The following is a 20,153-nucleotide window of genomic DNA, read 5'->3' as shown; positions in this document are numbered from 1 at the left end:
TCGTCACCGGTCACTCGGCCGCGTTCGGACCGCAGCCGATCCGGAACGACTCCTCGCACCAAGTTCGATTCGCTGAAAACGACCGGTTGAAGTCACTCGACTTGCGACCCCGAAGTAGACACGTCGCGTCGACGACCCATGCGCCGCATTTGTTGCCGCCTCAAGGGGCGATGACATCGAGCGTCGGGAAGTAGGTCGTGAAACGGCTGGCGTCCCGGGTCAGCAGCGGCCAACTCTCGACGGCGGCGTGGGCACCGATGAAGAAGTCGGGCAGCACCTGCCCCTTGCTGCCGCCGCGTCGGCGGTATAGCGCGTAGGCCTTGGCTGCCAGGAAGAGGGCTGGCCGAGGAATCTCGCGCAGTTCCAGCGCCATGGTGAGCACCACGTCGTCGAGAGCTTCAAGCGTCGAGAACGACAGCGACATCTCGGCGTAGATGACCGGGTTGATGGCCAAAGCATGCAGCTTGGCCTGGGCGCGCAACTGCGCGATGGACCAGTCGGCCCATTGGGGATCGTTCTGCAACACGTCCACCAGGACGTTGGTATCCACCAGCAACATCAATCGTCGTCGCGCAGCAGCTTCATCAGTGCATCGGTCCGCCAGGCCACGTCAGCCCGTCCGCGAACCGCATCGAAACGGTCGCGGGTCGGCTTGCGTGCGCGTCCGGCGGGCCGTGCTGGGTGGAGTACCACTTCGCCGGCCGCGTTGACCGAGAACTCCACAGGTGTGCCCGGCACCAACTGCATCGCATCGCGAATGCGCTTGGGAATCGTGACCTGTCCCTTGCTGGTCAACGTCGTCGCCATGCGCGCTCTCCTTGGGTGTTACCGATGGACTGGATGGTAATACATCAAGGACAGGGCAAATTGGCGCCCAGCAGCAACAGATGTCGGCATTGACGCCGTACGAGTCCACAGGGCGGTCTCTTCCGCCGCAGACCACTCAGGGCGGAGCGTGTGCTGCACCTCTCATGGCGCCGGACAGCAAAACCGTTCTGCCGTTGGCAGACGGAACGGTGGAGAGCAGGGCCGTTGCGACCGCAGACGCCGCTATGGGCTTGTAATTCGCCGGGATCAGAAAGCCTGCGGCCTTGCCGAGTGCGGCGGCCAGCATCTCGCCGCGGCGTATCGGTTGTCCGAGAGCCTCGCGGTTTCCGACCAGCATCGAGGGACGTGCAATCACCGCTCCCTCGAACGGCATCTTCGACAAAACGTCCTCGAGTTCTCCCTTGACGCGGCTGTAGAAGACCTTCGAGTTGGAATCTGCGCCCATTGCGCTCACCAGCCCGAGCCTCGTGGCGCCTGCAGCCAACGCCGACTTGGCCACGGCAAGATTGGCGTCGTAGTCGATGGCGCGAAATGCCTTCTGGCTGCCGGCGACCTTGATCGTCGTGCCGAGCGCCAGATATACCTCGTCCGAGGGCGGCATCGCCGGCAGCGCGCCGAAGTCCACGACATGGCTCGTCAACTTGGCATGCTGCAGCGCTGGCTTCCTGCGACCAAGACTGTGCACGGCGATCACCGTCGGGTCGGCCAGCAGGCGCTGCAGGATTTCTCTGCCGACGAGGCCTGTGGCACCAGCGAGGATGACGGTTCGGCCTGCCATTTGCGATCCTTGCTCGAGTGAGTTTGCCCAGATCGCTGCTCGGACGTCTGAGTTCGAAAGTATGCCGGACAGGCGCGCGAGTGAGGGCGTGGCTGCTCGGTGTACCGACATTACTCGTCGCAGTCAGCCCACCGGCGCGGGTGCGGAAACCGGCATCAAATGATGCTACGGTTCGTGCCGACCTTCGAGAGGTGTGAACATGCGGACAACGATCAACATCGATGACGAGTTGCTGGCCAAGGCCACCAAATTGGTCGGTCCGATGGATCGGACTGCCATCCTGCATGAGGGATTGAAGGCCCTCATCGAGCGCGAGAGTGCCAAGCGCCTTGCCAGGTTGGGAGGTACGCAGCCGGCATTGAAGGCCGCGCCGCGCAGACGCGCGGGGAACCCAGCTTGATCCTGGCCGACACGTCCGTTTGGGTAGATCACCTTCGCCGAGGCGATCCGGGACTTGTCGAGTTGCTCGAGCGCACGGCCGTGGTGATGCATCCGTTCGTGGTGGGCGAGATCGCGTGTGGAAGTCTGCGCGAGCGCGTGGCGATCCTCGAACTGCTGCAGAACCTGCCGGCCGCTGCCGTGGCTGAGGACGACGAGGTCATGCAGTTCATCGAGCGCCATGTCCTGTACGGCAAAGGCATCGGGTACGTCGATGTCCATCTGTTGGCATCGGTGAAGTTGACCGATGGTGCGAGAGTCTGGACACGTGACATGCAGTTGCATCGGGTTGCAGCATCACTCGGCTGCGCCTATCTCGAGCCGGCGCACTGACGCATCGGTCACGGCTTTCGTCAAAACGCCGACCAGTCGCCGTCCCGCAGATGTCGCTCCGAGCGTACCTCGCTCGGGCTGACAATCCGGCATGACCGAATCTGCAACACCAACACCCACCGGCACCGATTTCAGCAGCCTGCCGCTGCCACCGGCGGTGCTCAACAACCTGCAGCGCCTGGGCTACCAGCGCATGACGCCGATCCAGGCCGCGAGCCTGCCGCTGGCGCTCGCCGGCAAGGACTTGATCGCGCAGGCCAAGACCGGCAGCGGCAAGACGGCATCGTTCGGCCTGCCGCTGCTGGCCAACTTGAATGTGCGGCGCTTTGCCGTGCAGGCGCTGGTGCTGTGCCCGACGCGCGAACTGGCCGAGCAGGTCACGCAGGAGCTGCGGCGGCTGGCGCGCGCCGAAGACAATGTGAAGATCCTCACCGTGTGCGGCGGCTCGACGATGCGGCTGCAGCTGGCGAGCCTGGAGCACAGCGCGCACATCGTCGTCGGCACGCCGGGGCGCATCCTCGACCATCTTTCGAGGGGGACGCTGCAACTCGATGCGCTGAATACGCTGGTGCTCGACGAGGCCGATCGCATGCTCGACATGGGTTTTGCCGAAGACATCGCCGCGATCGTGCAGATGTGCCCGCCGCAACGCCAGACGCTGCTGTTCTCGGCCACCTACCCGGAAGGCGTGACGAAGATGGCCACGCGCTTCATGCGCAACCCGCAGCAGGTTCGCCTGACCGAGCGCCACGCGGCGAGCAAGATCCGCCAGCGCTTTTATGAAGTGACCGAGGACACCCGGCTGCACACGGTCGGTCTGCTGCTGAACCACTACAAACCCGTCAGCACGCTGGCCTTCTGCAACACCAAGCAGCGCTGCCGTGAGCTGGTGGCGGTGCTGCAGGCGCAGGGCATCGTCGCGCTCGAACTGCACGGTGACCTGGAGCAGCGCGACCGCGATCAGGTGCTGGTGCAATTCGCCAATCGCAGCGCCAGTGTGCTGGTGGCCACCGACGTCGCCGCGCGCGGGCTCGACATCGCGCAGCTCGAGGCCGTCATCAACGTCGACATCACGCCCGACGTCGAGCTGCACACCCACCGGGTCGGCCGCACCGGCCGCGGCGACGAGGCGGGCTGGGCCTTCAGCCTCGTCAGCCGCAACGAGCTGGAGCGCGTCGGCCGCATCGACAGCATGCAGGGCGTCGACAGCACCTGGCAGCCGGTGGCCGAGCTGGTGCCCAGCGACGATGGTGCGCCGCTGACGCCGCCGATGGTGACGCTGCAGATCCTCGGCGGCCGCAAGGAGAAGATCCGACCCGGCGACGTGCTGGGCGCGCTGACCAAGGAAATGGGTTTCGACGGCGCGTTGATCGGCAAGATCAATGTCAACGAGTTCTCGACCTACGTCGCGGTCGACCGCTCGATTGCGAAGGAGGCACTGCGGGCCTTGAACGCCGGCAAGGTCAAGGGCAAGTCGGTCAAGGTGCGCAGGCTCTGAACCGCTGCCGCGCTGATGTCAGCGTCCGGCCGCGAGCAGCCGCAGGCAGCGATTGCCGCAACCTGCTTGACCCGCTGCAACACGGCAGGGCAGCTGCCGGATCAATCCACCTTCGCGCCCGAATAGCGGATCGGCCCGGCCCGGCTGGCGAGTTCATCGCGGATGTGCTGGCTCAGCTCCTGGGCTGTGCTTGCGACCAGGTCGTAGCCCTTGGCGTCGATCTCGCGCGCCTTGAACGCGGGTTCGGTGAGGATGGCCGTCACGTCGCGCTGGATGCGCTCGGCCAGCGCCGGGTTCATGCCGGCCGGCGCGAACAAGCCGACCCAGACATTGGCATCGATTTCGGGATAACCCAGTTCGCCGACGGTGGGCACATCCGGAAAGACCGGGGTGCGCTGCTTGCCGCCATAGGCCAGCGCCTTGATCCGGCCGGACTGGATGTGCTGCCGGGACGACGGTATGCCCGCCCAGGTCAGCGGCACTTCGCCGCTGACCACCGCCGTCACCGCCTGCGGAATGCCGCGGTAGGGGATGTGCAGAATGAAGATGCCGGCCTTCTGCTTCAGCGTCTCGGTCGCCAGCTGCGGCTGGCTGCCCGGACCATAAGACGCGTAGGTAAGCTGGCCGGGCTTGCTGCGTGCCAGTGCCACCAGTTCGGGCAGCGTGTTGGCTGGCAACGAAGCGCTCGCCACCAGCAGCTGGCTGAACGACACCATCCGCGTCAACGGCGTGAAGTCGCGCTGGATGTCGTACGGGAGCTTCGAATAGATGTGCGGGTTGATCGTGAAGGTGGCGTCGGTGGTCACCAGCAGCGTGTGGCCGTCGTTGGAGTTCACCATCGCCTCGGTGCCGATCAAGGTATTGGCACCCGGACGGTTGTCGACCGTGACCGTCTGGCCCCAGCGCTCCTGCAGCTTCTGCGACAGCGAACGCGCCAGCACGTCGACGCCGCCGCCTGCCGGGTACGGTACGATCAGTCGCACCGTCCGTGTGGGCCACTGTGGCGCCTGGGCCCAGCTGGCAGGGGCCACCATGGCGATGGCCAATCCCGCTGCGATCGTTCGACGTTTCATGCCTGCTCCCGTATCCGTTGCCGATGAACCGCGCTGATTCTAGGCATGCCTCCGTGGGGGACATCGGCCCTGCTCGGACAGATACGGCAGATGAGGCGGCGCAGCCTGCGCCGGCCTCCTCGACGCCGCTGCCGGAACTGCGCCTGGCGCGGATTCCCGCCGTGTCGCAATCGCGCTACCTCGGCGACCGCTGGTCTTATCTGGAGGCCGGGCACAGCGACGCACCGCCCATCGTCATGCTGCACGGCATCGGCGCACATGCAGCGTATTTCCGCTTCCAGCTCTCGGGGCTGGCAGCTCACGCCAGGGTGCTGGCCTGGAATGCACCAGGCTACATGCTGTCGGACACGCTGCGCAACGCCGAACCGCAGGCCGCCGACTATGCGCAGGCGGTGGCCGACTTTCTCGACGCCACCGGCCTGCAGCGTTGTCTGCTGACCGGCCACTCGTTTGGCTCTGCAGTCGCGCAGGCTTTTGCGATTGCGCATCCGGAACGCGTGGCTGGCCTGGTGCTGAGCGGCGCCGGCGTCGGCCAGCGGGTCTTGTCCGCGGAACGGCGTGCGGCCTACGAAGAACGTGTTCGGCGCTTGCGCCTCGGCGGCTTCCAGTATGGCAACGCCGGAGCCGACCGCCTGGTCGGTGACACCGCCTCGGCTGCGGTGCGCGAATTGGCAACCGAACTCGCGCGCGCCCTGCGGCCGGAAGGCGTCGAGCGGGCTGCGGCGTTCCGCTTGTCGTCGTTCTACAGCCCGGATCTGGCCGGCCGCCTCGAGATGCCGGTGCTGCTGGTGCAGGGCGAAGAGGACCGGATCAATCCGCGCGCCGAGAATGCCGATCTGCTGCTGCCAAAACTCCAGCGGGGCGAGATGATGCTGTGGCCAGGCATCGGCCATCTGCCCGAACTCGAGGCAGCCGAGCGCTTCAATTCGACGCTGCTCGACTTCGCGCGTCGCTGCGCCTGGCTGCGGGCATGACGACGCCGCCAACAGTGCCGGCCGGCGACGATCCCGGCCCAGCGGTTTGGCTGGACCTGGCCCAGGCCGCGCTCGACAAGGCCTATGACCAGGCGCAGTGGGCGCCCAACATGGCGCAGGTCCTGCAGCGCTTCGGCAGCGCAAGCGAGGCCGCGCGCCAGCGGCTCGGCGCGCCACGTCGGCTGCGTTATGGACCGGCCGATGTCGAGCAGCTGGACTTTTTCGATTGCGGTCGCGAAGGCGCGCCGCTGGTTGTCTTCCTGCACGGTGGCGCTTGGCGCAGCGGGCTGGCACGTGACTACGCCTTCGTCGCCGAGCTTTATCTGCCTGCCGGAATCCATCTGGCTGTGCCCGACTTTGCGTGGGTGCAGGACTGCAATGGTGACCTGCGCGTCGTCGCGGATCAGGTACGCCGAGCGATCGCATGGGTTCACGAACAGGCAGGGTCGTTGGGAGCCGACCCTGATCGCCTGTTCCTGAGCGGCCATTCATCGGGTGCCCACCTGGCAGCCGTGGCTGCTGTCACCGACTGGGCCGCGCGCGGGCTGCCTGAGGACCTCGTCAAGGGCTGCGTGTTGTGCAGCGGCAGCTACGACCTGGAGCCGGTGCGGCGTTCATCACGCAGCCGCTACCTGTCGATCGATGACGCCGCAGCCCACGACCTCAGCCCGATCCGGCATCTGGATCGACTGAGCCAGCCGCTTGCCGTGGCGTGGGGCTCGCTCGAATCGCCCGAATTCCAGCGCCAGGGGCAGGCGATGGCACAGGCCGCGAGCTCGGCCGGCTTGTCGGTCGAATCGCTGGTGGCCGAAGACTTCAACCATTTCGAGATCCTCGAGACGCTGGCCACGCCCGCCGGGCTGCTGGGCCGGGCTGCGTTGCGGCAGGTTCTCGGCGACTGAGCCGAGGCGGCGTTTGCAACCGCTTGCGCGCCGGTTGCGCGCGCTCGCGCCCTCACGCATCAAGCGGCCGCCCAGCGGCACGGCGCTCGGCCTTGCTTTCGTGATCCGGCCTGGACCTTGATCTCGCTGCGCTGAGTGCGGCGATTGACGCTGGCTTCGCAGCGACACATCATCGTGCATGTCCTACAGCCCATCGACGGAGTCTCCAGCCGTTCGGGTCGGAGGCGGAGACGGCACCGAGGTCGGCCCAACGGCTCCCGTGGCCGACGTTGGTGTGTTGCTGGTGCATGGCATCGGCGACCACGCCGAGGGCGAAACCCTGCTGACTTTCGGCGACCCCCTCGTCGACTGGCTGCGCGAATGGATGAGCGGAAGGCGGAGCGGCCAACCGCGCGGCGTCGTCAAGGTCGGCGAAACCAGCCTGCTTGCCCGCCGCACCGAGGACGATTCGCCTGCCTATACGGTCATTGAGCTCGAGCAAGGCGTCGGAGGTGTCGCGCCGCGACAGGAACGTTGGCTGCTGGCCGAAAGTTGGTGGGGCGAAAGTGTCCATCCACCGGGGATTTTTGCGCTGCTGCTGTGGATGTTCACGCGTCTGCCACTGCTGGTCGTCTGGCATTTTTTCGGCGGCCGGCGGGCCGACCCGGCCACGTCGTCGCCTGTGCCGGCGATGACCAACGCTCACCGGCGCAAATGGGATGCACCAGTGCCTGACTGGCTGGCACTCGCAGGCAAGTCGGTGCTTGCTCCGTTGCTGATCCTCGTGATGCAGGCGGTGGTATTGGTCGCCGGCATCCTGAGCGTGGTGCCGTTCGGTGCCTGGCGCGAAGCGCTGCTGACAGCGGTGCGCGTGATGACGCTGACGTTGGGTGACAGCTTCGTGCTGCTCGAGCACGACATCCAGCGCGCCGCGCTGTGCGACCGTGGGCGCGCAGCCTCCGCTGGTTGCAGGCACGCGTCGATCGTGTGATCGTCGTTGCCCATTCGCAGGGCGGCGCGATTGCGCACGAAGCAATGCAACAGGGCGCCGCGCCGAATCTGTTCATCAGTGTCGGCTCCGGCCTTGAGAAGCTGGAGTTCCTCGGCCTGGTGCGCAGCCGCCGCCGGGGGCTGGTTGCCGGCGCGGTGGCTGCACCAGCATTTGCACTCGGCACCGCCGGGTTGCTGGCCGGCCTGACCGGCTGGATTGAGCAGGACACCGGTTGGTGGGTGGTGCCAGGTCTGCTCGCAGTGGCCGGCTATCTCGCCGGCTTTCGATTGAAGGACGTGGTGAAACGCTACCGCATCGAGCTCGAAGAGACGCTTGCGGCCTCGCGCCTGGCCAAGCCTGGTTCGGTGGAGCGCTGGTGCGATGTGTTTTCGACGCTGGATATGGTCCCGATGGGCCGCAGCTCGCTGTTGCCCAACGCGTCGCACATCGAGCGGGTCGAACTCCGCAACGAGTGTTCCTTCGTTACCGATCACGTGACCTACTTCGACAGCTGCTGTGGATTTGCCGCCTGGTGCTGGGTCGCGATGTCAACGCAGTCGAAATTGGCGCTTTTTGATGCCGGCGAACGAGCGGCCTTGCAGAAACTTGGCCTGTGGCATGCGCGGCGCGCCTTCGGCATCGGCTTCGGCGGCGGACTGGTGCCACTCGCGGTGGTGTTTTGCACGCTTGTCTTCACCGAATCGATGGCATTGATGGGCCAAGCGATCTTTGACGCGCTGAGCGCCGCCGACATGGATTGGACCCGCCGTGCACTTGAATGGCTGATGACGGCGCTGGCCGGTGGTGTCGGTCTTCTGCCGGGCTTCGAGAACGAGCCCGCCGATCTGCTGCGGCGGAGCCGCGTGTTGCTGACCGCGGCTATTTCCTTGCTCGCGTTGGCGTTGTGGGCGCTGCTGACACGAATGCTGTGGCGCAACGACGGGCGTGCCCGGTGGCGGGCCGTGTGTCGCGGGACCTCCGTGCTGGTCGGGCCGCACGCCGTCTGGTTCGGGTTGCCGATGGTGCTGTTTTGGTGCATTTTTGCGATGCTGCCGTTACTCGCCGTGATGATCGTCTCGTTCTCTCCCGAGGCATTGACACTCGGCGGGCTTGGGCGCGCGATGGCCAGGGTTGTTGCATTGATGCTCATCGTGATCGGACTGTTCTGCGGATTCGCCCCATTGGTGGTGGACAGGGTCGAGTTCGAAGAAGAATTCTTGAAACGCGGAGGCCATTTCGGATGGCCGCTGGCCACTGCGTTCGGTATGGGTTTCTACAGCTGGCTGGGCGCATTGATGTGGTCGGACGGCACCGGCGCCGTGATCGACCCGCGTGTTTTCTCAGTCACCTTGATCTTGTGCGCGATAGGCTGGCTGGTGGCGGTCAGCATCCGCTATCCCATCGCGAGGTGGCAACTCGCGCTTTCCTGGGCTTTTACGGGGCTACTGGCGTTCGGAACGGTTTGGCTCTTCGGGCGCGACGTCAGATTGCTCCAGCTCTTGCCAGGCTGCGTCGTCGTACTGGCGATCGCCGGCGTGCTGCGAGGGGTCGCGGTTCGTCGAGGGACAGCGCGGCCGTGAAGGCGACACTCGACAGCGACATCTTTGCCTCGCGCAAAGAAAAAGCCAGTGCCGAGTGCCTCGAGCGCCTGGCGGCCGGTGCGAAGCGCTGATTCGAAGGTTTCGCGTTCGACCTTGTCGATGCCGCGCTCGACCAGTTCGAACCAGTGGCGCACGTTGCGCGCGCAGGCGACGGTCTTCAGGTGCGGGAACTCCTTCTGCAGCACGTCGACGGTGACGACGGCGAGCCTGGCCTCGGCGTCTTGGCGCCGCACTGGAGTCCTTGGATGTTGCGACCGAAAGAGTCGGCATTCAGACCCCCAAGACATTGGCATAATCTGCCAATCTTGGTCTGGCGAGCCTGTTCTCGCACTTTCGGAGCCCGCAGCATGCCGACACGCAACGTAGTTCTGAGCGACCATCAACAGGAGCTGGTAGAGACCTTGGTGCAGTCCGGTCGCTACCAGAACGCGAGCGAAGTACTGCGTGAAGGACTGCGCCTGATCGAGGACCGCGAGCGGCTTGAGGAAGCCAAGCTCAAAGCCCTCAAACAAGCGGCCCGCCAGGGCTGGGCGGATATCTCTGCGGGGCGGTACGCCGATATTGCCGATGATCAGCTTGACGACTTCGTTGGGCAGTTGGGGCACCGTGCCGTCCAGCGGGCCAAGTCGGCGGGCTGATGCTTCGCTATCGGCTCTCGGACGCAGCCCAGGCCGATGTGATCAACATCCTTGCCTGGACGCACGAGCAATTCGGCGAGGCCGCCCGGCTGCGTCATGAGAGCCTGATCGTCGCGTCGCTGCGCGACGTGGCGACGCAGCCAGACCGACCGGGCAGCATCGCGCGACCCGAACTTGGGGCGGGCATTCGATCGTGGCACCTGCGACTGAGCCGGGATCGCGTCGCTGCAGGCGCGCTGGTGGTCCGCCGGCCGCGCCATTTTCTCGTTTACCGCTTTGAGCCCGGCCTTCTCGTGGTCGGTCGGGTGCTGCACGACGCCATGGAACTGGCGCGGCACCTGGACCCCGATACGTCCTGGGAATAGCCACCAGCGCCGATTGGCCGCCCGTTCCATCGCAGCGGCTTGGCGGGGACGCGGCTGCACCGCTGTAGTCCGGAAAGCTGCCCTCCGGCTCGAGCACTCTGCGATCAGCCTGATCAGGTGATCGAGGACAGCCGCAAGTGGTGGCGGGACGGCTCATCAGGGCGCGGGCGATCGAGCGTGCGCGAGCGCTCGCCACGCTGCCCGGTGCGGCATTGCGCACCACCAAGCAACGTTTCCGCGAACGCACCCAGGCCGGCTTCGATGAGGCCTGCAGCGCGGGCATCCGCTATCAGCTCGAGTGTTATTCCACCGGCGAGCCGACCCGCGTGATGCAGGCCTTCCTGGCGCGTCGCAACACCTCCAGATGAATCACACCATCCGATGAACCAACAACAGCAAACCTATATCGACGGCGCATGGACCGCTTGCCGCGGCGAGACCGATACGCCGGTGACCGACAGCTACACCGGCCAGGTGTTTGCATCATGGCGGACCAACTCGCCTGCCGACGTCGACCTTGCGGTGCATGCCGCCCGCCGAGCCCTCGACAAATGGTCGGGCCTGCCTCCGGAAACCCGAATCGACCATGTTCGGAAGGTTGTGCTGGCATTGCGCGAACGTGCCGACGAACTGACGCAGTCGATTTCGCGTGAAGTCGGCATGCCTCGCAAGTTGGCTGCGCGCATCCAGGTCGGTGCACCGATTGCTGCCTGGGAGGCTTATGCCGAGATTGCTCGCAGCATCGAGTGGGAGCAGCGCCAGGGCCATTCGCTGGTCCAGCAACTGCCTGTCGGGGTGGTGGCATGCATCACGCCGTGGAACTATCCGCTGCACCAGATCACCAGCAAGGTGGCGCCTGCACTGCTGGCCGGCTGCACCGTGGTGCTCAAGCCCTCCGAGCTGGCGCCGTCCAGCGCCTTTGTGCTGGCGCAGGCCATCGATCAGGCCGGGCTGCCGCCGGGAGTTTTCAACCTCGTGCACGGCGCGGGTGCCGACGTCGGCGAGGCCTTGGTGAGGCATCCGGGCGTCGACATGGTGTCGTTCACGGGTTCGACGCGGGCCGGCCGTCATGTCGCGGCGCTCGCGTCCGCCGACGTCAAACGCGTTGCTCTGGAGCTCGGCGGCAAATCTGCCGCACTGGTGATGCCCGGCGCGGACCTCGCTCCGGCGGTCAAGGCCACCCTGGCCAGCTGCTTTCTGAATTCCGGGCAGACCTGCTCGGCGACGACTCGCCTGCTGGTGCCGCGCGAATCGCTGGAGCGGGTTGCCCAGCTCGCGCGCGACGGTGTCGCGGCGTACGTGATGGGCGACCCCGCGGACCCGACGACCCGGCTGGGGCCGCTGATTTCGCAGGCCCAGCGTCAAAAGGTGCTGCAGATGATCGACCATGCGCTGCAGCAAGGTGCCGAGCGCTGGAGCCCCGAGCTGCCGGTTCCGCCGCAGGGCTTCTACGTGCCGCCTACCGTGCTGGGTCGGGTCACGCCTTCGATGGACATCGCCCGCGAAGAAGTCTTCGGACCGGTGCTGGTGGTGATCGGCTACGGCGACATCGACGAGGCCGTCGCCATCGCCAACGACACCGACTACGGCCTCGCAGCAACGGTCTGGGGTGCGACGCCTGCGCAGGCACTCGAGGTGGCGCGTCGGCTGCGCGCAGGCCAGGTCGATGTCAACGGCGCGCCATTCAACCCGGCGGCACCGTTCGGCGGCTTCAACAAATCCGGGCTCGGGCGCGAGAACGGACGCTACGGTTTCGAGGAATTTCTCGAGCCACGGGCTGTCCAGATGCCGGCCAGCTACTTCGAAACAACATCCTGAATACCGACGGCACAAACATGAACTACGAGCAACTCATCTTTTCGACCGAAGGCAGCACGGCTGTCATCACGCTGAACCGGCCAGAGCGCATGAACGCGCTGACCAAGCGGCTGGAGGCAGAACTTCGTAATGCCGTCGAGCAGGCGGGGCGCGACCCGGCCATCCGCGCCATCGTTCTGACAGGCGCTGGACGCGCCTTCTGCGCCGGCATGGACATGGACGACCTGGAAGTGCTGCCACCCGAAGACATCCAGGCCGAGGAGTGGATGCGGCCCTACGACATGAACCGCCGCAGCGACTACCAGACGCGCTACTCCTACTTTCCGGCGGCACCCAAACCCATCATCAGCGCCATCAACGGCGCCGCTGCGGGCCTGGGACTGGTGATGGCCTTGTACAGTGACTTCCGACTGGCGTCGGAGAAGGCGGCATTCACCACCGCGTTCGCCAAGCGCGGGCTGATTGCCGAACACGGCATCGCCTGGATGCTGCCGCGCATTGTCGGCCACGCGAACGCGATGGACCTGTTGCTGAGCTCCCGCAAGATAGACGCCCGCGAGGCGCATGCGATGGGGCTGGTCCAGCGTGTCGTCGCGCCCGAGGCGTTGCTGGCCGAAGCGATGGAACTGGCGCGTGCGCTCGCGACGGAAGTTTCTCCGCGATCGGTACGGGTCATGAAGCGCCAGTTGTGGGAGGCGCCCTATCAAAGCCTTGGCGAGGCCGTTGCGTTGGCGAATACGGAGATGTTCAGCAGCCTGCAAAGCGACGACTTCCGCGAAGGGGTGGCCCACTTCCAGGAGCGGCGGCCGCCCCGCTTCAGTGGCGGTTGAGCAAATTGCTTGTTGAGCTGTAGGTTGCGGACGAGCAGGATCGCCTGCCACCGGTGACCAGCGCATGGGGCCGGCGAAGAAGGTCGCGATCTCGACGGCGAGTTGGCCCCTGTTTTGCAAACTTGGCCAGACTCGGCCCCATCTTTTGTGAAACCGTCCATCGCCGGCAGATGCAGTTCATTCCGCGGACTGGCTGTCTTGTCGCAATCAACTGGTCGACTCGGTCATCGATCCATAAAGTTCGTTTCATGCCGCCGCGAACAGCGGCCCGAACAACAGGAGCCCGCCATGATCGACCGCCTCTTCCCCGCCATTCTGACCTTCGCAGTGCTGACCGGAAGTGCACTGTCAGTCGGATCGGAATTCTTCTCCGAGCAAGCCGGTACCGATCAGTCCAGTGCCGTACTGACCCTGCCCCGCGTCGTGATCACTGGCAGTGTCCAGAAAGCGGAAGTCGTTGCACAACGCCAGACCAGAATCTACGTTCAGTAGTCTGTTCGCCAGCAACCCACCGGGATGGGGCAGATCTGCGGCGCGCCAGCAAGTCTGCCGCGTGACCCGATCGGCGATCAAGAGCGACGCTGGCCGGTGCGCCGCAAGCCGATCGCTGCAATCGGGTTGGCGCCCTTGTTGATGTACAGCTCGGCGAGCGTTACGTTGATCAACCACGCCGCGACCATCAGCAGATCCCGAGGCCGCCCGGTGACTTCCGATCCGAGCAGCAGTGCGGGCGGCAGCAATAGAACGACCTGGGTGCCAGCCCCCTGGGCCAGCGCATAGGCTCGAACCATCCATGCCCGGTGGCGGCGCAGGTCGCCGTTGAGGATTGCCCGAATGCCCAGCAGCAGGAAGCCCGCCATCGCGCCACCGACCAGCATCCGGACCAGGAACAGCAGCTCGCCCTGCATCGCAGGGGGTATTGCATAAACGAGCGTCATCCAGAGGCCCGACAAGGCTGCGACGAAACCGAAAGCCACCGCGACCCGCCCGGCGTTGCGATGCCGAGCCGGCTGGGTCTGGCGCAGGCGCTCGTCGAACTGGAAGGCGCCGAGGATGCAGTAGATGCTCGCTGACACGATGTGCAGCACAACGGGCCATGGATCCAGTGCGAAGCGGTCGAACGCCAATGGATCGCCCGCGCCGGCCAGGGCATGAAGTCGCGCGACGCCACCCAGGATGGGGACCACGCTGAGCACCAGCAGCAGCTGGGGAAAACCAAATCGGCGCATGATCGGCGCTCCTTGCTGCGGACCCGGATCCTGAATCACCGCCGGCGGCGGTTCACAAGGCCTTGCCGAAAAATTCGGCAATCGCATCGTTCATCTGCAGGTGGGCCCGTTCACGATCGAAGCCGTCGGCGTCGCGGCAAAACACCGGAGGCCCGAACAGCCTGCACGGGGCAAGAAACGAGAAGTGGCTTGCGCCGGCGACCTCGCGCAGTTCGGCACGCCCGCCCAGGGCCTCGCTGATCGGCCGGGCATTGGTTGTCGTCGGTACATTGGTATCCGCACTTCCGGTCCATACCTGAACAGGGCCGCCGATCGCCGTCAGCCCGCTCGCCGGAAAGCTGAAGCCCAGACCCGGCGCGACCAGCACGGCGGCCTTGATCCGACCGTCCGCAGCAAACTCGCTCGCCACCGGCACCGCTGCAGGGTCGAGCAACGGAGATCTGGCATCTTTCAGCAGCTGGCAAACAAACTCCGGGGTCGTGAGGCAGTGCGAAGCAAGCAGGCTCAGATCCGGCTCGCCACCGATGCTCGCGAGTGCCGTGAACGCCCCCGCAGAGAACCCGAAAATGCCGACCCGGCGTTCGTCGATCTGCGCTCGCGACGGCCATTGCTGCTGCATGTAGTCGAGCACCGAGCGGATCTGTCGCACCCGGTCGGGCAGCCATCGCACGGAGCCGGCCGCGCTCTGGTCGGCAAAATTGTCGCCAGCATGCATCGGTGCGGCGACGATGAAGCCCTTCTGTGCCAGCGCCAGCGCAAGATCCACATGGCTGCCGGGGCCGCCGCCGTTGCCATGCGAGATCAGGATGAGCGGCCGGCGGGCGCCCGACACGGCGGCATCCTTGGCCACGCTGATCAGATTGAACGACAGCAGGGTTGTCGGCAGCGGTGTGGATTCTGTCGGATACCAGATCCCGGTCGTCATCGGCCGACCTGCCGGGTCGGTCACGACGACGCGCTGGAAGCCGACCGGGCGATCGGTATAGAACGCACGCGACAACGCATAGGCCAGCAGCGCCGTGACGAGCACGGCAGCCGCCAGAAGGGTGAGACGGAGCACCTTCATCGAGCACCTCGGGATGGCTGGGCGTGGCGCCGAAAAGTCCGAAATTCTGAGCCACCGCGATGCCGTTGGAAAGGCCCTAGGCGGCCGCAAGAACCGCCACCTCTCTCGGAAAGCGGCTACACACTCTGGCCGCGAGCGCTGGCGCGGCTTGCGAGTGCGATTACCAGGGCCAGCAGCGTCAGACCGGACGCCACGACGAATGTCGCGCGCATGCCGGCAGCAACGGCCTCTGGCGACGCCGTCGCCACATTTGCCGTCGCCGAACCGAGCGCGAACACCGCGCCCATCGCCGAGGCTCCGGTGATCAGCCCGAGGTTGCGCGACAGGGTGAGCAGGCCGGAGACGACACCGCGTTGATCGGGCCCGACATCGACCAGAACGGCCGTGTTGTTGGCAGCCTGGAAGATCGCGTAGCCTGCGGTGAAGACGACGAGCGGTGCGATGTAGCCAGCCACCCCGAAGGCGGTCGGAACCATCGGCAGAATGGACGCACCGGCCAGCATGCCGACCAGCCCTGCGACGGTCGTTCGATATGAACCCAGGCGATCGACGATGCGGCCCGCGGGCACGCCAACCAGCGCTGCGACCAGCGGCCCCGACGACATCACCAGCCCGATGCCGGCTGCGTCGAGTGCCAGTGCGCCAGCGAGGTAGAACGGGCCGACCACCAAAGTCGCCATCACCACCGTCGTGACCAGCGCACTCATCGCAAAGCCGGCACCGAGCAGCGGATCCCGAAACATCGCAAGACGGACCAGCGGAGAAGCCACGCGTGCCTCGACGAAAACGAAGCTGCCGAGGCCAAGAACTGCCCCGAGCAGCAAGACCGCGGTCAGCATGCCGAAGTGCGTTCGGCCGGTCGTCATCGCGAGCGCATAGGCCGCCAGCGTCATGGCCAGCAGCAAGGTGCCGAGATGGTCGAAGCGGACCGGATCGGCGGTCGGCCGCGGCTGATCGACGGGCAGATAGCGGTGCAGCATCGCCAGCGCAAGAATGCCCAGCGGGACAGTGACGAAGAACAGCGCCTGCCAGCCGAAGCCGGTGATCAGCATGCCGCCGAGCGACGGGCCCAGCGCTGTACCTACGGCGGACATCGTGCCCAGCAAGCCCATCGCGCTGCCGGTCTTCTGCTTGGGCACCGTCGCGCTGACAAAGGCCATGGTCAGAGCCATCATGACTGCGGCGCCGGCACCCTGCGCCACCCGGGCGGCAATCAGCAGACCCAGTGTCGGCGCGGCGGCGCAAAGCCCGGAGGCTGCCGTGAAAAGGCCGATGCCGGATAGCAGCAGCCGGCGGCGGCCGATCAGGTCACCGAGCCGGCCGGCACTGACGACCAGCGTGGTGATGGCCAGCAGATAGGCGAGCACGATCCACTGGACCTGCTCGAACGAGGCGTTGAACGCCATTGCAAACGTTGGCAGGCCGACGTTGGCGATGCTGGTTCCCAATGACGACAACAGCATCGACAGCGACAGGCTGGCCAGGATCAAGGCCACCGCCGGCTTTCGCTGAAGAGCGTCGGCACGCCATGGCTCGGTGGCGGCGTATTGCAATGGCGCTTTCTGCACTTTCGACTCCGAGACTGTTGACGGAGGAAATCGTATTTCCGGGGATCGTCGAGCGGAAGGCGCAGCGTTTGCACTTTATTGATGCGTTTGACGCCATCTCACAGCGGATTCGCGATATCGTGGATTCATGTCGACGCCCGACCTCAACCTGCTCATCACGCTTGATGTGCTGCTTGCTGAAGGCAGCGTCGCGGGCGCCGCCCGACGTTTGCGGCTGAGTCCTTCGGCGATGAGCCGGGCACTGGCGAGGCTGCGGGAAACGACCGGCGATCCGCTGCTCGTGCGCGCCGGGCGCGGCCTTGTTCCAACGCCCCGGGCGCTTGCCTTGCGCGAGCGCGTCCCTCAGCTCGTCCAGGAAGCTGAAATGGTGCTGCGTCCGGCCGAAAAGCTCGATCTCGAGCGGCTTGCCAGGACGTTCACGTTGCGGACCAGTGACGGCTTCACAGCGAATTTCGGCCCAGCGCTTGTTGCGCGGGTTCGCGCTGAGGCTCCCGGCGTCCGGCTTCGATTCCTGCAAAAGCTGGACAAGGACAGCAACCCGCTGCGGCAAGGCCTGATCGATCTCGAGACCGGCGTCATCGGCGCCACGACCGGTCCGGAGGTGCGGGTTCGCTCCCTGTTCCGGGACCGCTTCATCGGCGTTGTGCGATCAGCCCATCCGCTGAGCCAGGGCACGATGACGGCCGCGCGCTATGCTGCCGGCCAACATGTACTGGTCTCGCGGCGAGGGCTCGATACGGGGCTGATGGACGAAGCCTTGCAGACATTGGGCCTCACCCGGGAGATCGTCGCCTGCGTCAGCGGTTTCTCGGATGCGCTGAGCTTCGCGCGCGCGTCGGATCTGGTCGCGACCGTTCCCGAGCGACACACCGGGAACCTTCGAGCCGGGATGTTCAGCTTCGCGCTGCCTGTCTCGCTGCCTGAAATCACCGTCTCGATGATGTGGCACCCCCGCATGGACGGCGATGCCGCGCATCGGTGGCTCAGAGCTTGCGTTCAGGAAGCATGTCGAATCGATCCGTGATGGTCGGCCGGGTCGCCTGAACGGCGATCACCACGCCAGCGGGACGACCGGCCGGCGCAGCGACTCGAGATCGAAGTCGGCCGCGAACGGGACCATCGCGATGGCGGCAGCGATGCGGAGGTCGTCGCTGCGGCGTGTCGTCGGCGAACCGGAGGCGAATGACGAGCTTGGGCGCCCAAGTATTTATCACGTCTAGAGCGTCGCCTCGCCGCGGGTTAGAGGGCGAGAGCGTTATTCCGGAGTGCGCCGTGCGATAGACCGCACCCGCTGAAAAGCCGCCGCGGCTCCTAATGATCGCTATCCAAGCAGGAAATCCCGTGCTCGATTTCGCGCAGCAGCATCATGAGGGAATCAGCCAGCTGGGCCACTACTCCATCAACGGTGTCCGCCGTCGACACGCTGACGTTCAAGGAATACACGCCCTGCGGCACGCGAAGCGGTGCGGCGATTGCGACGACTTCCGGTTGCCAGGCGGCAGCACAGAATCCCCGCTCGCTGACGCTGCGGATCGCATCATCGATCTGTCGTGAAAGCGCCGGCCACTGCCGGCCGCGGCGTGCACTGAAGGCGGCGAACAGCACCTTCCGGCGGGATTCCGGCGCGGTGGCGAGATAAGCCCGCCCGAGCGAAGTCAGCTCCATCGGCACCCGTTGACCCGAGACCACGTTGCGCAGCGCCACGCGGCGGTTGTAGCGGATCGATTCCAGATAGACCATCTCGTCGCGGTCGGGCGCGGCTAGTCCGACGTTGATGCGCCTGCGCTCGGCCAAGGCCCGCATCTTCGGCGCGGCAACCGCCAGGACTTTCGAGCCGGAACGCATCGCATGTGCAAGGCTCAGTACCGCCGGTGCCAGACGGTAGGCGCGCTCGCGCTCGTCCAACTGCAGCAGACCGGCGCCGACCAGGGTCTGTGTCAACCGGCTCACGGTCGATCGTGACAGCCCGGTGCGCTCGGCCAAGTCGCCGTTGGCAAGCATTTCGGAGCCTGGCCTGAAAGCCCGCAGGATCTCTACCCCGCGTTCCAGCGAGCGGTTCGCCGGCGAGATACCCGGTTTGTCTTCGAAGAGCAGGCGGCCTCGTTCGGCCATCGGGCTAACCCTCTGATTGATTCCACTCTTTGGAATGGCGCGATTGTATGCGTCTCACCCGATCCCTAAGCTTCCCTTCCAGGCAAATGGCAAGCGGCCAATGCGAAAACCCGGTGCGGAATGAGTCCCGCCCCAACTGGAGACACAAAATGCTCAGCTTTACCCAATCGTTTGGTACCCGGGCGCAATGCCTGCTCGCCGCGCTGGCCTTCGCTGCCGGCGCAGCGCAGGCAGCCTTCCCCGACAAGCCGGTCCGCCTCGTCGTTCCGTTCGCACCGGGCGGCGGCACCGACCTGATTGCGCGCACGCTGGGTGCGGGGATGTCGCAGACTCTGGGCCAGCAGGTGCTTGTCGACAACAAACCCGGCGCGGGCACCATCATCGGCACCGACGCGGTGGCCAAGAGTCCTGCTGACGGCTACAGCGTCGTGGTGGCGTCTTTCGCCCATGCAGTCAATCCGAGCTTGCAGCCGAAGCTGCCGTTCGATACCGACAAGGCCTTCGCGCCGGTCATGCTGATCGGGCGCGGCCCGAACGTGCTGGTGGTCCACGCCGACAGCCCGTTCAAGACGGTGGCGGACGTGATCGCGGCGGCCAAAGGCCAGCCCGGCAAGCTGACCTTCGCGTCGCAAGGCAACGGCACCTCGGCGCATCTGGCTGGCGAGATGTTCAAGAACCTCGCCAAGGTGGACATCACCCACATCCCGTACCGCGGCGCCGGCCCGGCGATGACGGATCTGCTTGGGGGTCAGGTAGACCTTTTCTTCGGCACCGCGGCTGCGGTGTCCAGCTTTGTCGACGGCGGCAAACTGCGCGCGCTCGGCGTCACCACGGCGCAACCGTCGCCAGCGTTCAAGGGCATTGCGCCGATCGCCGAGATCGTGCCCGGCTTCCAGGTCGAGAGCTGGTACGGACTCTACGTGCCGGCTGGCACACCCGCCGACGTGATCGCCAGGCTCAACGCCGCCGCGAAGGCCGCGGTACGGACACCCGAATTCACGAAGAAAGTCGAGCACGAGGGGCTGGTGATCAGCGCCGGCACGCCGGCAGAGCTTGACGCCTACGTTCGTGCCGAACAGGCTCGCTGGGCGAAAGTCGTCAGGGAGAACAACCTGAAGGCCGACTGAGCGGC

General features: G+C 65.8%; 23 protein-coding genes. 15 read left to right on the top strand and 8 right to left on the bottom strand.

The genetic code is table 11. The annotated features are described in order from the left end of the window. Nucleotides 1-160 precede the first annotated feature (160 nt). From ACNH6H_RS05125 to ACNH6H_RS05115, 3 genes are all read right to left on the bottom strand, one after another. On the bottom strand, nucleotides 161-550 hold the full coding sequence (locus ACNH6H_RS05125; RefSeq protein ID WP_418316192.1) for a type II toxin-antitoxin system VapC family toxin: 390 nt from the start codon (nucleotides 548-550) through the stop codon (nucleotides 161-163). A gap of 8 nt (nucleotides 551-558) precedes the next feature. After that, a complete protein-coding gene (locus tag ACNH6H_RS05120) occupies nucleotides 559-807 on the bottom strand; it encodes an AbrB/MazE/SpoVT family DNA-binding domain-containing protein (RefSeq protein WP_418316190.1) in 249 nt (82 codons plus the stop codon). A 136-nt stretch (nucleotides 808-943) separates the two neighbouring features. After that, a complete protein-coding gene (locus ACNH6H_RS05115; protein ID WP_418316188.1) occupies nucleotides 944-1,606 on the bottom strand; it encodes an NAD(P)H-binding protein in 663 nt (220 codons plus the stop codon). A 199-nt stretch (nucleotides 1,607-1,805) separates the two neighbouring features. Between ACNH6H_RS05115 and ACNH6H_RS05110 the strand changes: the two genes are divergently transcribed. The 3 genes from ACNH6H_RS05110 (at nucleotide 1,806) to dbpA (ending at nucleotide 3,875) form a co-directional block, all read left to right on the top strand. Next, entirely contained in the window at nucleotides 1,806-2,006 is a 201-nt protein-coding gene (locus tag ACNH6H_RS05110) for a type II toxin-antitoxin system VapB family antitoxin (protein ID WP_418316186.1), read from the top strand. Beyond that, nucleotides 2,003-2,377 carry a type II toxin-antitoxin system VapC family toxin gene (locus tag ACNH6H_RS05105; RefSeq protein WP_418316184.1) on the top strand — a complete coding sequence of 125 codons (375 nt, stop codon included), beginning with the start codon at nucleotides 2,003-2,005 and terminating at the stop codon, nucleotides 2,375-2,377. Before ACNH6H_RS05110 ends, ACNH6H_RS05105 begins: the two co-directional genes overlap by 4 nt. Nucleotides 2,378-2,468: 91 nt before the next feature. Continuing rightward, nucleotides 2,469-3,875, top strand: coding sequence for an ATP-dependent RNA helicase DbpA (gene dbpA / locus ACNH6H_RS05100; RefSeq protein WP_418316182.1), 1,407 nt, complete (start codon nucleotides 2,469-2,471; stop codon nucleotides 3,873-3,875). 101 nt (nucleotides 3,876-3,976) lie between these two features. Here the strand turns inward: dbpA and ACNH6H_RS05095 are convergent, their stop codons facing one another. Further along, entirely contained in the window at nucleotides 3,977-4,858 is an 882-nt protein-coding gene (locus ACNH6H_RS05095; RefSeq protein WP_418316180.1) for a Bug family tripartite tricarboxylate transporter substrate binding protein, read from the bottom strand. 251 nt (nucleotides 4,859-5,109) lie between these two features. On the opposite strand from ACNH6H_RS05095, the gene ACNH6H_RS05090 reads away from it, so the two are divergent. The 10 genes from ACNH6H_RS05090 (at nucleotide 5,110) to ACNH6H_RS05045 (ending at nucleotide 13,538) form a co-directional block, all read left to right on the top strand. Continuing rightward, nucleotides 5,110-5,922: an alpha/beta fold hydrolase gene (locus ACNH6H_RS05090; RefSeq protein ID WP_418316178.1), complete on the top strand. Its 813-nt coding sequence runs from the start codon at nucleotides 5,110-5,112 to the stop codon at nucleotides 5,920-5,922. Further along, on the top strand, nucleotides 5,919-6,824 hold the full coding sequence (locus ACNH6H_RS05085) for an alpha/beta hydrolase (protein WP_418316176.1): 906 nt from the start codon (nucleotides 5,919-5,921) through the stop codon (nucleotides 6,822-6,824). The genes ACNH6H_RS05090 and ACNH6H_RS05085 overlap by 4 nt, the downstream gene beginning before the upstream one ends. 259 nt (nucleotides 6,825-7,083) lie before the next feature. After that, nucleotides 7,084-7,794, top strand: coding sequence for a hypothetical protein (locus tag ACNH6H_RS05080; protein WP_418316174.1), 711 nt, complete (start codon nucleotides 7,084-7,086; stop codon nucleotides 7,792-7,794). Next, complete coding sequence (locus ACNH6H_RS05075) at nucleotides 7,791-9,374, top strand: hypothetical protein (RefSeq protein WP_418316173.1); 1,584 nt, start codon at nucleotides 7,791-7,793, stop codon at nucleotides 9,372-9,374. The genes ACNH6H_RS05080 and ACNH6H_RS05075 overlap by 4 nt, the downstream gene beginning before the upstream one ends. A gap of 368 nt (nucleotides 9,375-9,742) precedes the next feature. Continuing rightward, nucleotides 9,743-10,033 (top strand): type II toxin-antitoxin system ParD family antitoxin, encoded by a 291-nt coding sequence (locus ACNH6H_RS05070; RefSeq protein WP_418316171.1) that lies wholly within the window; start codon nucleotides 9,743-9,745, stop codon nucleotides 10,031-10,033. After that, on the top strand, nucleotides 10,033-10,398 hold the full coding sequence (locus ACNH6H_RS05065; RefSeq protein WP_418316169.1) for a type II toxin-antitoxin system RelE/ParE family toxin: 366 nt from the start codon (nucleotides 10,033-10,035) through the stop codon (nucleotides 10,396-10,398). The genes ACNH6H_RS05070 and ACNH6H_RS05065 overlap by 1 nt, the downstream gene beginning before the upstream one ends. Before the next feature lie 140 nt (nucleotides 10,399-10,538). After that, nucleotides 10,539-10,766 carry a hypothetical protein gene (locus tag ACNH6H_RS05060; RefSeq protein ID WP_418316168.1) on the top strand — a complete coding sequence of 76 codons (228 nt, stop codon included), beginning with the start codon at nucleotides 10,539-10,541 and terminating at the stop codon, nucleotides 10,764-10,766. A gap of 13 nt (nucleotides 10,767-10,779) precedes the next feature. Next, on the top strand, nucleotides 10,780-12,216 hold the full coding sequence (locus ACNH6H_RS05055) for an aldehyde dehydrogenase family protein (protein ID WP_418316166.1): 1,437 nt from the start codon (nucleotides 10,780-10,782) through the stop codon (nucleotides 12,214-12,216). A 17-nt stretch (nucleotides 12,217-12,233) separates the two neighbouring features. Beyond that, entirely contained in the window at nucleotides 12,234-13,046 is an 813-nt protein-coding gene (locus ACNH6H_RS05050) for an enoyl-CoA hydratase (protein WP_418316164.1), read from the top strand. Nucleotides 13,047-13,334: 288 nt separating this feature from the next. Beyond that, nucleotides 13,335-13,538, top strand: coding sequence for a hypothetical protein (locus ACNH6H_RS05045; protein ID WP_418316162.1), 204 nt, complete (start codon nucleotides 13,335-13,337; stop codon nucleotides 13,536-13,538). Nucleotides 13,539-13,615: 77 nt separating this feature from the next. Here the strand turns inward: ACNH6H_RS05045 and ACNH6H_RS05040 are convergent, their stop codons facing one another. From ACNH6H_RS05040 to ACNH6H_RS05030, 3 genes are all read right to left on the bottom strand, one after another. Continuing rightward, nucleotides 13,616-14,275, bottom strand: coding sequence for a DUF2306 domain-containing protein (locus ACNH6H_RS05040; RefSeq protein ID WP_418316161.1), 660 nt, complete (start codon nucleotides 14,273-14,275; stop codon nucleotides 13,616-13,618). 52 nt (nucleotides 14,276-14,327) lie between these two features. Next, nucleotides 14,328-15,341 carry an alpha/beta hydrolase family protein gene (locus ACNH6H_RS05035; protein ID WP_418316159.1) on the bottom strand — a complete coding sequence of 338 codons (1,014 nt, stop codon included), beginning with the start codon at nucleotides 15,339-15,341 and terminating at the stop codon, nucleotides 14,328-14,330. A gap of 116 nt (nucleotides 15,342-15,457) precedes the next feature. Then, nucleotides 15,458-16,837: an MFS transporter gene (locus ACNH6H_RS05030; RefSeq protein ID WP_418316157.1), complete on the bottom strand. Its 1,380-nt coding sequence runs from the start codon at nucleotides 16,835-16,837 to the stop codon at nucleotides 15,458-15,460. A 199-nt stretch (nucleotides 16,838-17,036) separates the two neighbouring features. Here ACNH6H_RS05030 and ACNH6H_RS05025 point away from each other — a divergent pair, with 199 nt between their 5' ends. Then, a complete protein-coding gene (locus tag ACNH6H_RS05025; RefSeq protein WP_418316155.1) occupies nucleotides 17,037-17,933 on the top strand; it encodes a LysR family transcriptional regulator in 897 nt (298 codons plus the stop codon). Nucleotides 17,934-18,220: 287 nt separating this feature from the next. Here the strand turns inward: ACNH6H_RS05025 and ACNH6H_RS05020 are convergent, their stop codons facing one another. Further along, complete coding sequence (locus ACNH6H_RS05020; protein WP_418316153.1) at nucleotides 18,221-19,021, bottom strand: IclR family transcriptional regulator; 801 nt, start codon at nucleotides 19,019-19,021, stop codon at nucleotides 18,221-18,223. A 149-nt stretch (nucleotides 19,022-19,170) separates the two neighbouring features. On the opposite strand from ACNH6H_RS05020, the gene ACNH6H_RS05015 reads away from it, so the two are divergent. After that, nucleotides 19,171-20,148 (top strand): tripartite tricarboxylate transporter substrate binding protein, encoded by a 978-nt coding sequence (locus tag ACNH6H_RS05015; protein ID WP_418316151.1) that lies wholly within the window; start codon nucleotides 19,171-19,173, stop codon nucleotides 20,146-20,148. Nucleotides 20,149-20,153 lie beyond the last annotated feature (5 nt).

Origin of the sequence: Pseudideonella sakaiensis (genome assembly GCF_048320135.1) — a bacterium.
GTDB classification, from domain to species: domain Bacteria; phylum Pseudomonadota; class Gammaproteobacteria; order Burkholderiales; family Burkholderiaceae_C; genus Ideonella_A; species Ideonella_A sakaiensis_A.
This window is presented reverse-complemented; position numbering and strand designations above follow the sequence as displayed.

Excerpts from the sequence above, each read along its gene's own strand:
- ACNH6H_RS05120 (WP_418316190.1), bottom strand. The coding sequence starts at position 807 with ATGGCGACGACGTTGACCAGCAAGGGACAGGTCACGATTCCCAAGCGC.
- ACNH6H_RS05115 (WP_418316188.1), bottom strand. The coding sequence starts at position 1,606 with ATGGCAGGCCGAACCGTCATCCTCGCTGGTGCCACAGGCCTCGTCGGC.
- ACNH6H_RS05110 (WP_418316186.1), top strand. The coding sequence starts at position 1,806 with ATGCGGACAACGATCAACATCGATGACGAGTTGCTGGCCAAGGCCACC.
- dbpA (WP_418316182.1), top strand. The coding sequence starts at position 2,469 with ATGACCGAATCTGCAACACCAACACCCACCGGCACCGATTTCAGCAGC.
- ACNH6H_RS05085 (WP_418316176.1), top strand. The coding sequence starts at position 5,919 with ATGACGACGCCGCCAACAGTGCCGGCCGGCGACGATCCCGGCCCAGCG.
- ACNH6H_RS05070 (WP_418316171.1), top strand. The coding sequence starts at position 9,743 with ATGCCGACACGCAACGTAGTTCTGAGCGACCATCAACAGGAGCTGGTA.
- ACNH6H_RS05065 (WP_418316169.1), top strand. The coding sequence starts at position 10,033 with ATGCTTCGCTATCGGCTCTCGGACGCAGCCCAGGCCGATGTGATCAAC.
- ACNH6H_RS05055 (WP_418316166.1), top strand. The coding sequence starts at position 10,780 with ATGAACCAACAACAGCAAACCTATATCGACGGCGCATGGACCGCTTGC.
- ACNH6H_RS05050 (WP_418316164.1), top strand. The coding sequence starts at position 12,234 with ATGAACTACGAGCAACTCATCTTTTCGACCGAAGGCAGCACGGCTGTC.
- ACNH6H_RS05045 (WP_418316162.1), top strand. The coding sequence starts at position 13,335 with ATGATCGACCGCCTCTTCCCCGCCATTCTGACCTTCGCAGTGCTGACC.
- ACNH6H_RS05040 (WP_418316161.1), bottom strand. The coding sequence starts at position 14,275 with ATGCGCCGATTTGGTTTTCCCCAGCTGCTGCTGGTGCTCAGCGTGGTC.
- ACNH6H_RS05035 (WP_418316159.1), bottom strand. The coding sequence starts at position 15,341 with ATGAAGGTGCTCCGTCTCACCCTTCTGGCGGCTGCCGTGCTCGTCACG.
- ACNH6H_RS05025 (WP_418316155.1), top strand. The coding sequence starts at position 17,037 with ATGTCGACGCCCGACCTCAACCTGCTCATCACGCTTGATGTGCTGCTT.
- ACNH6H_RS05020 (WP_418316153.1), bottom strand. The coding sequence starts at position 19,021 with ATGGCCGAACGAGGCCGCCTGCTCTTCGAAGACAAACCGGGTATCTCG.
- ACNH6H_RS05015 (WP_418316151.1), top strand. The coding sequence starts at position 19,171 with ATGCTCAGCTTTACCCAATCGTTTGGTACCCGGGCGCAATGCCTGCTC.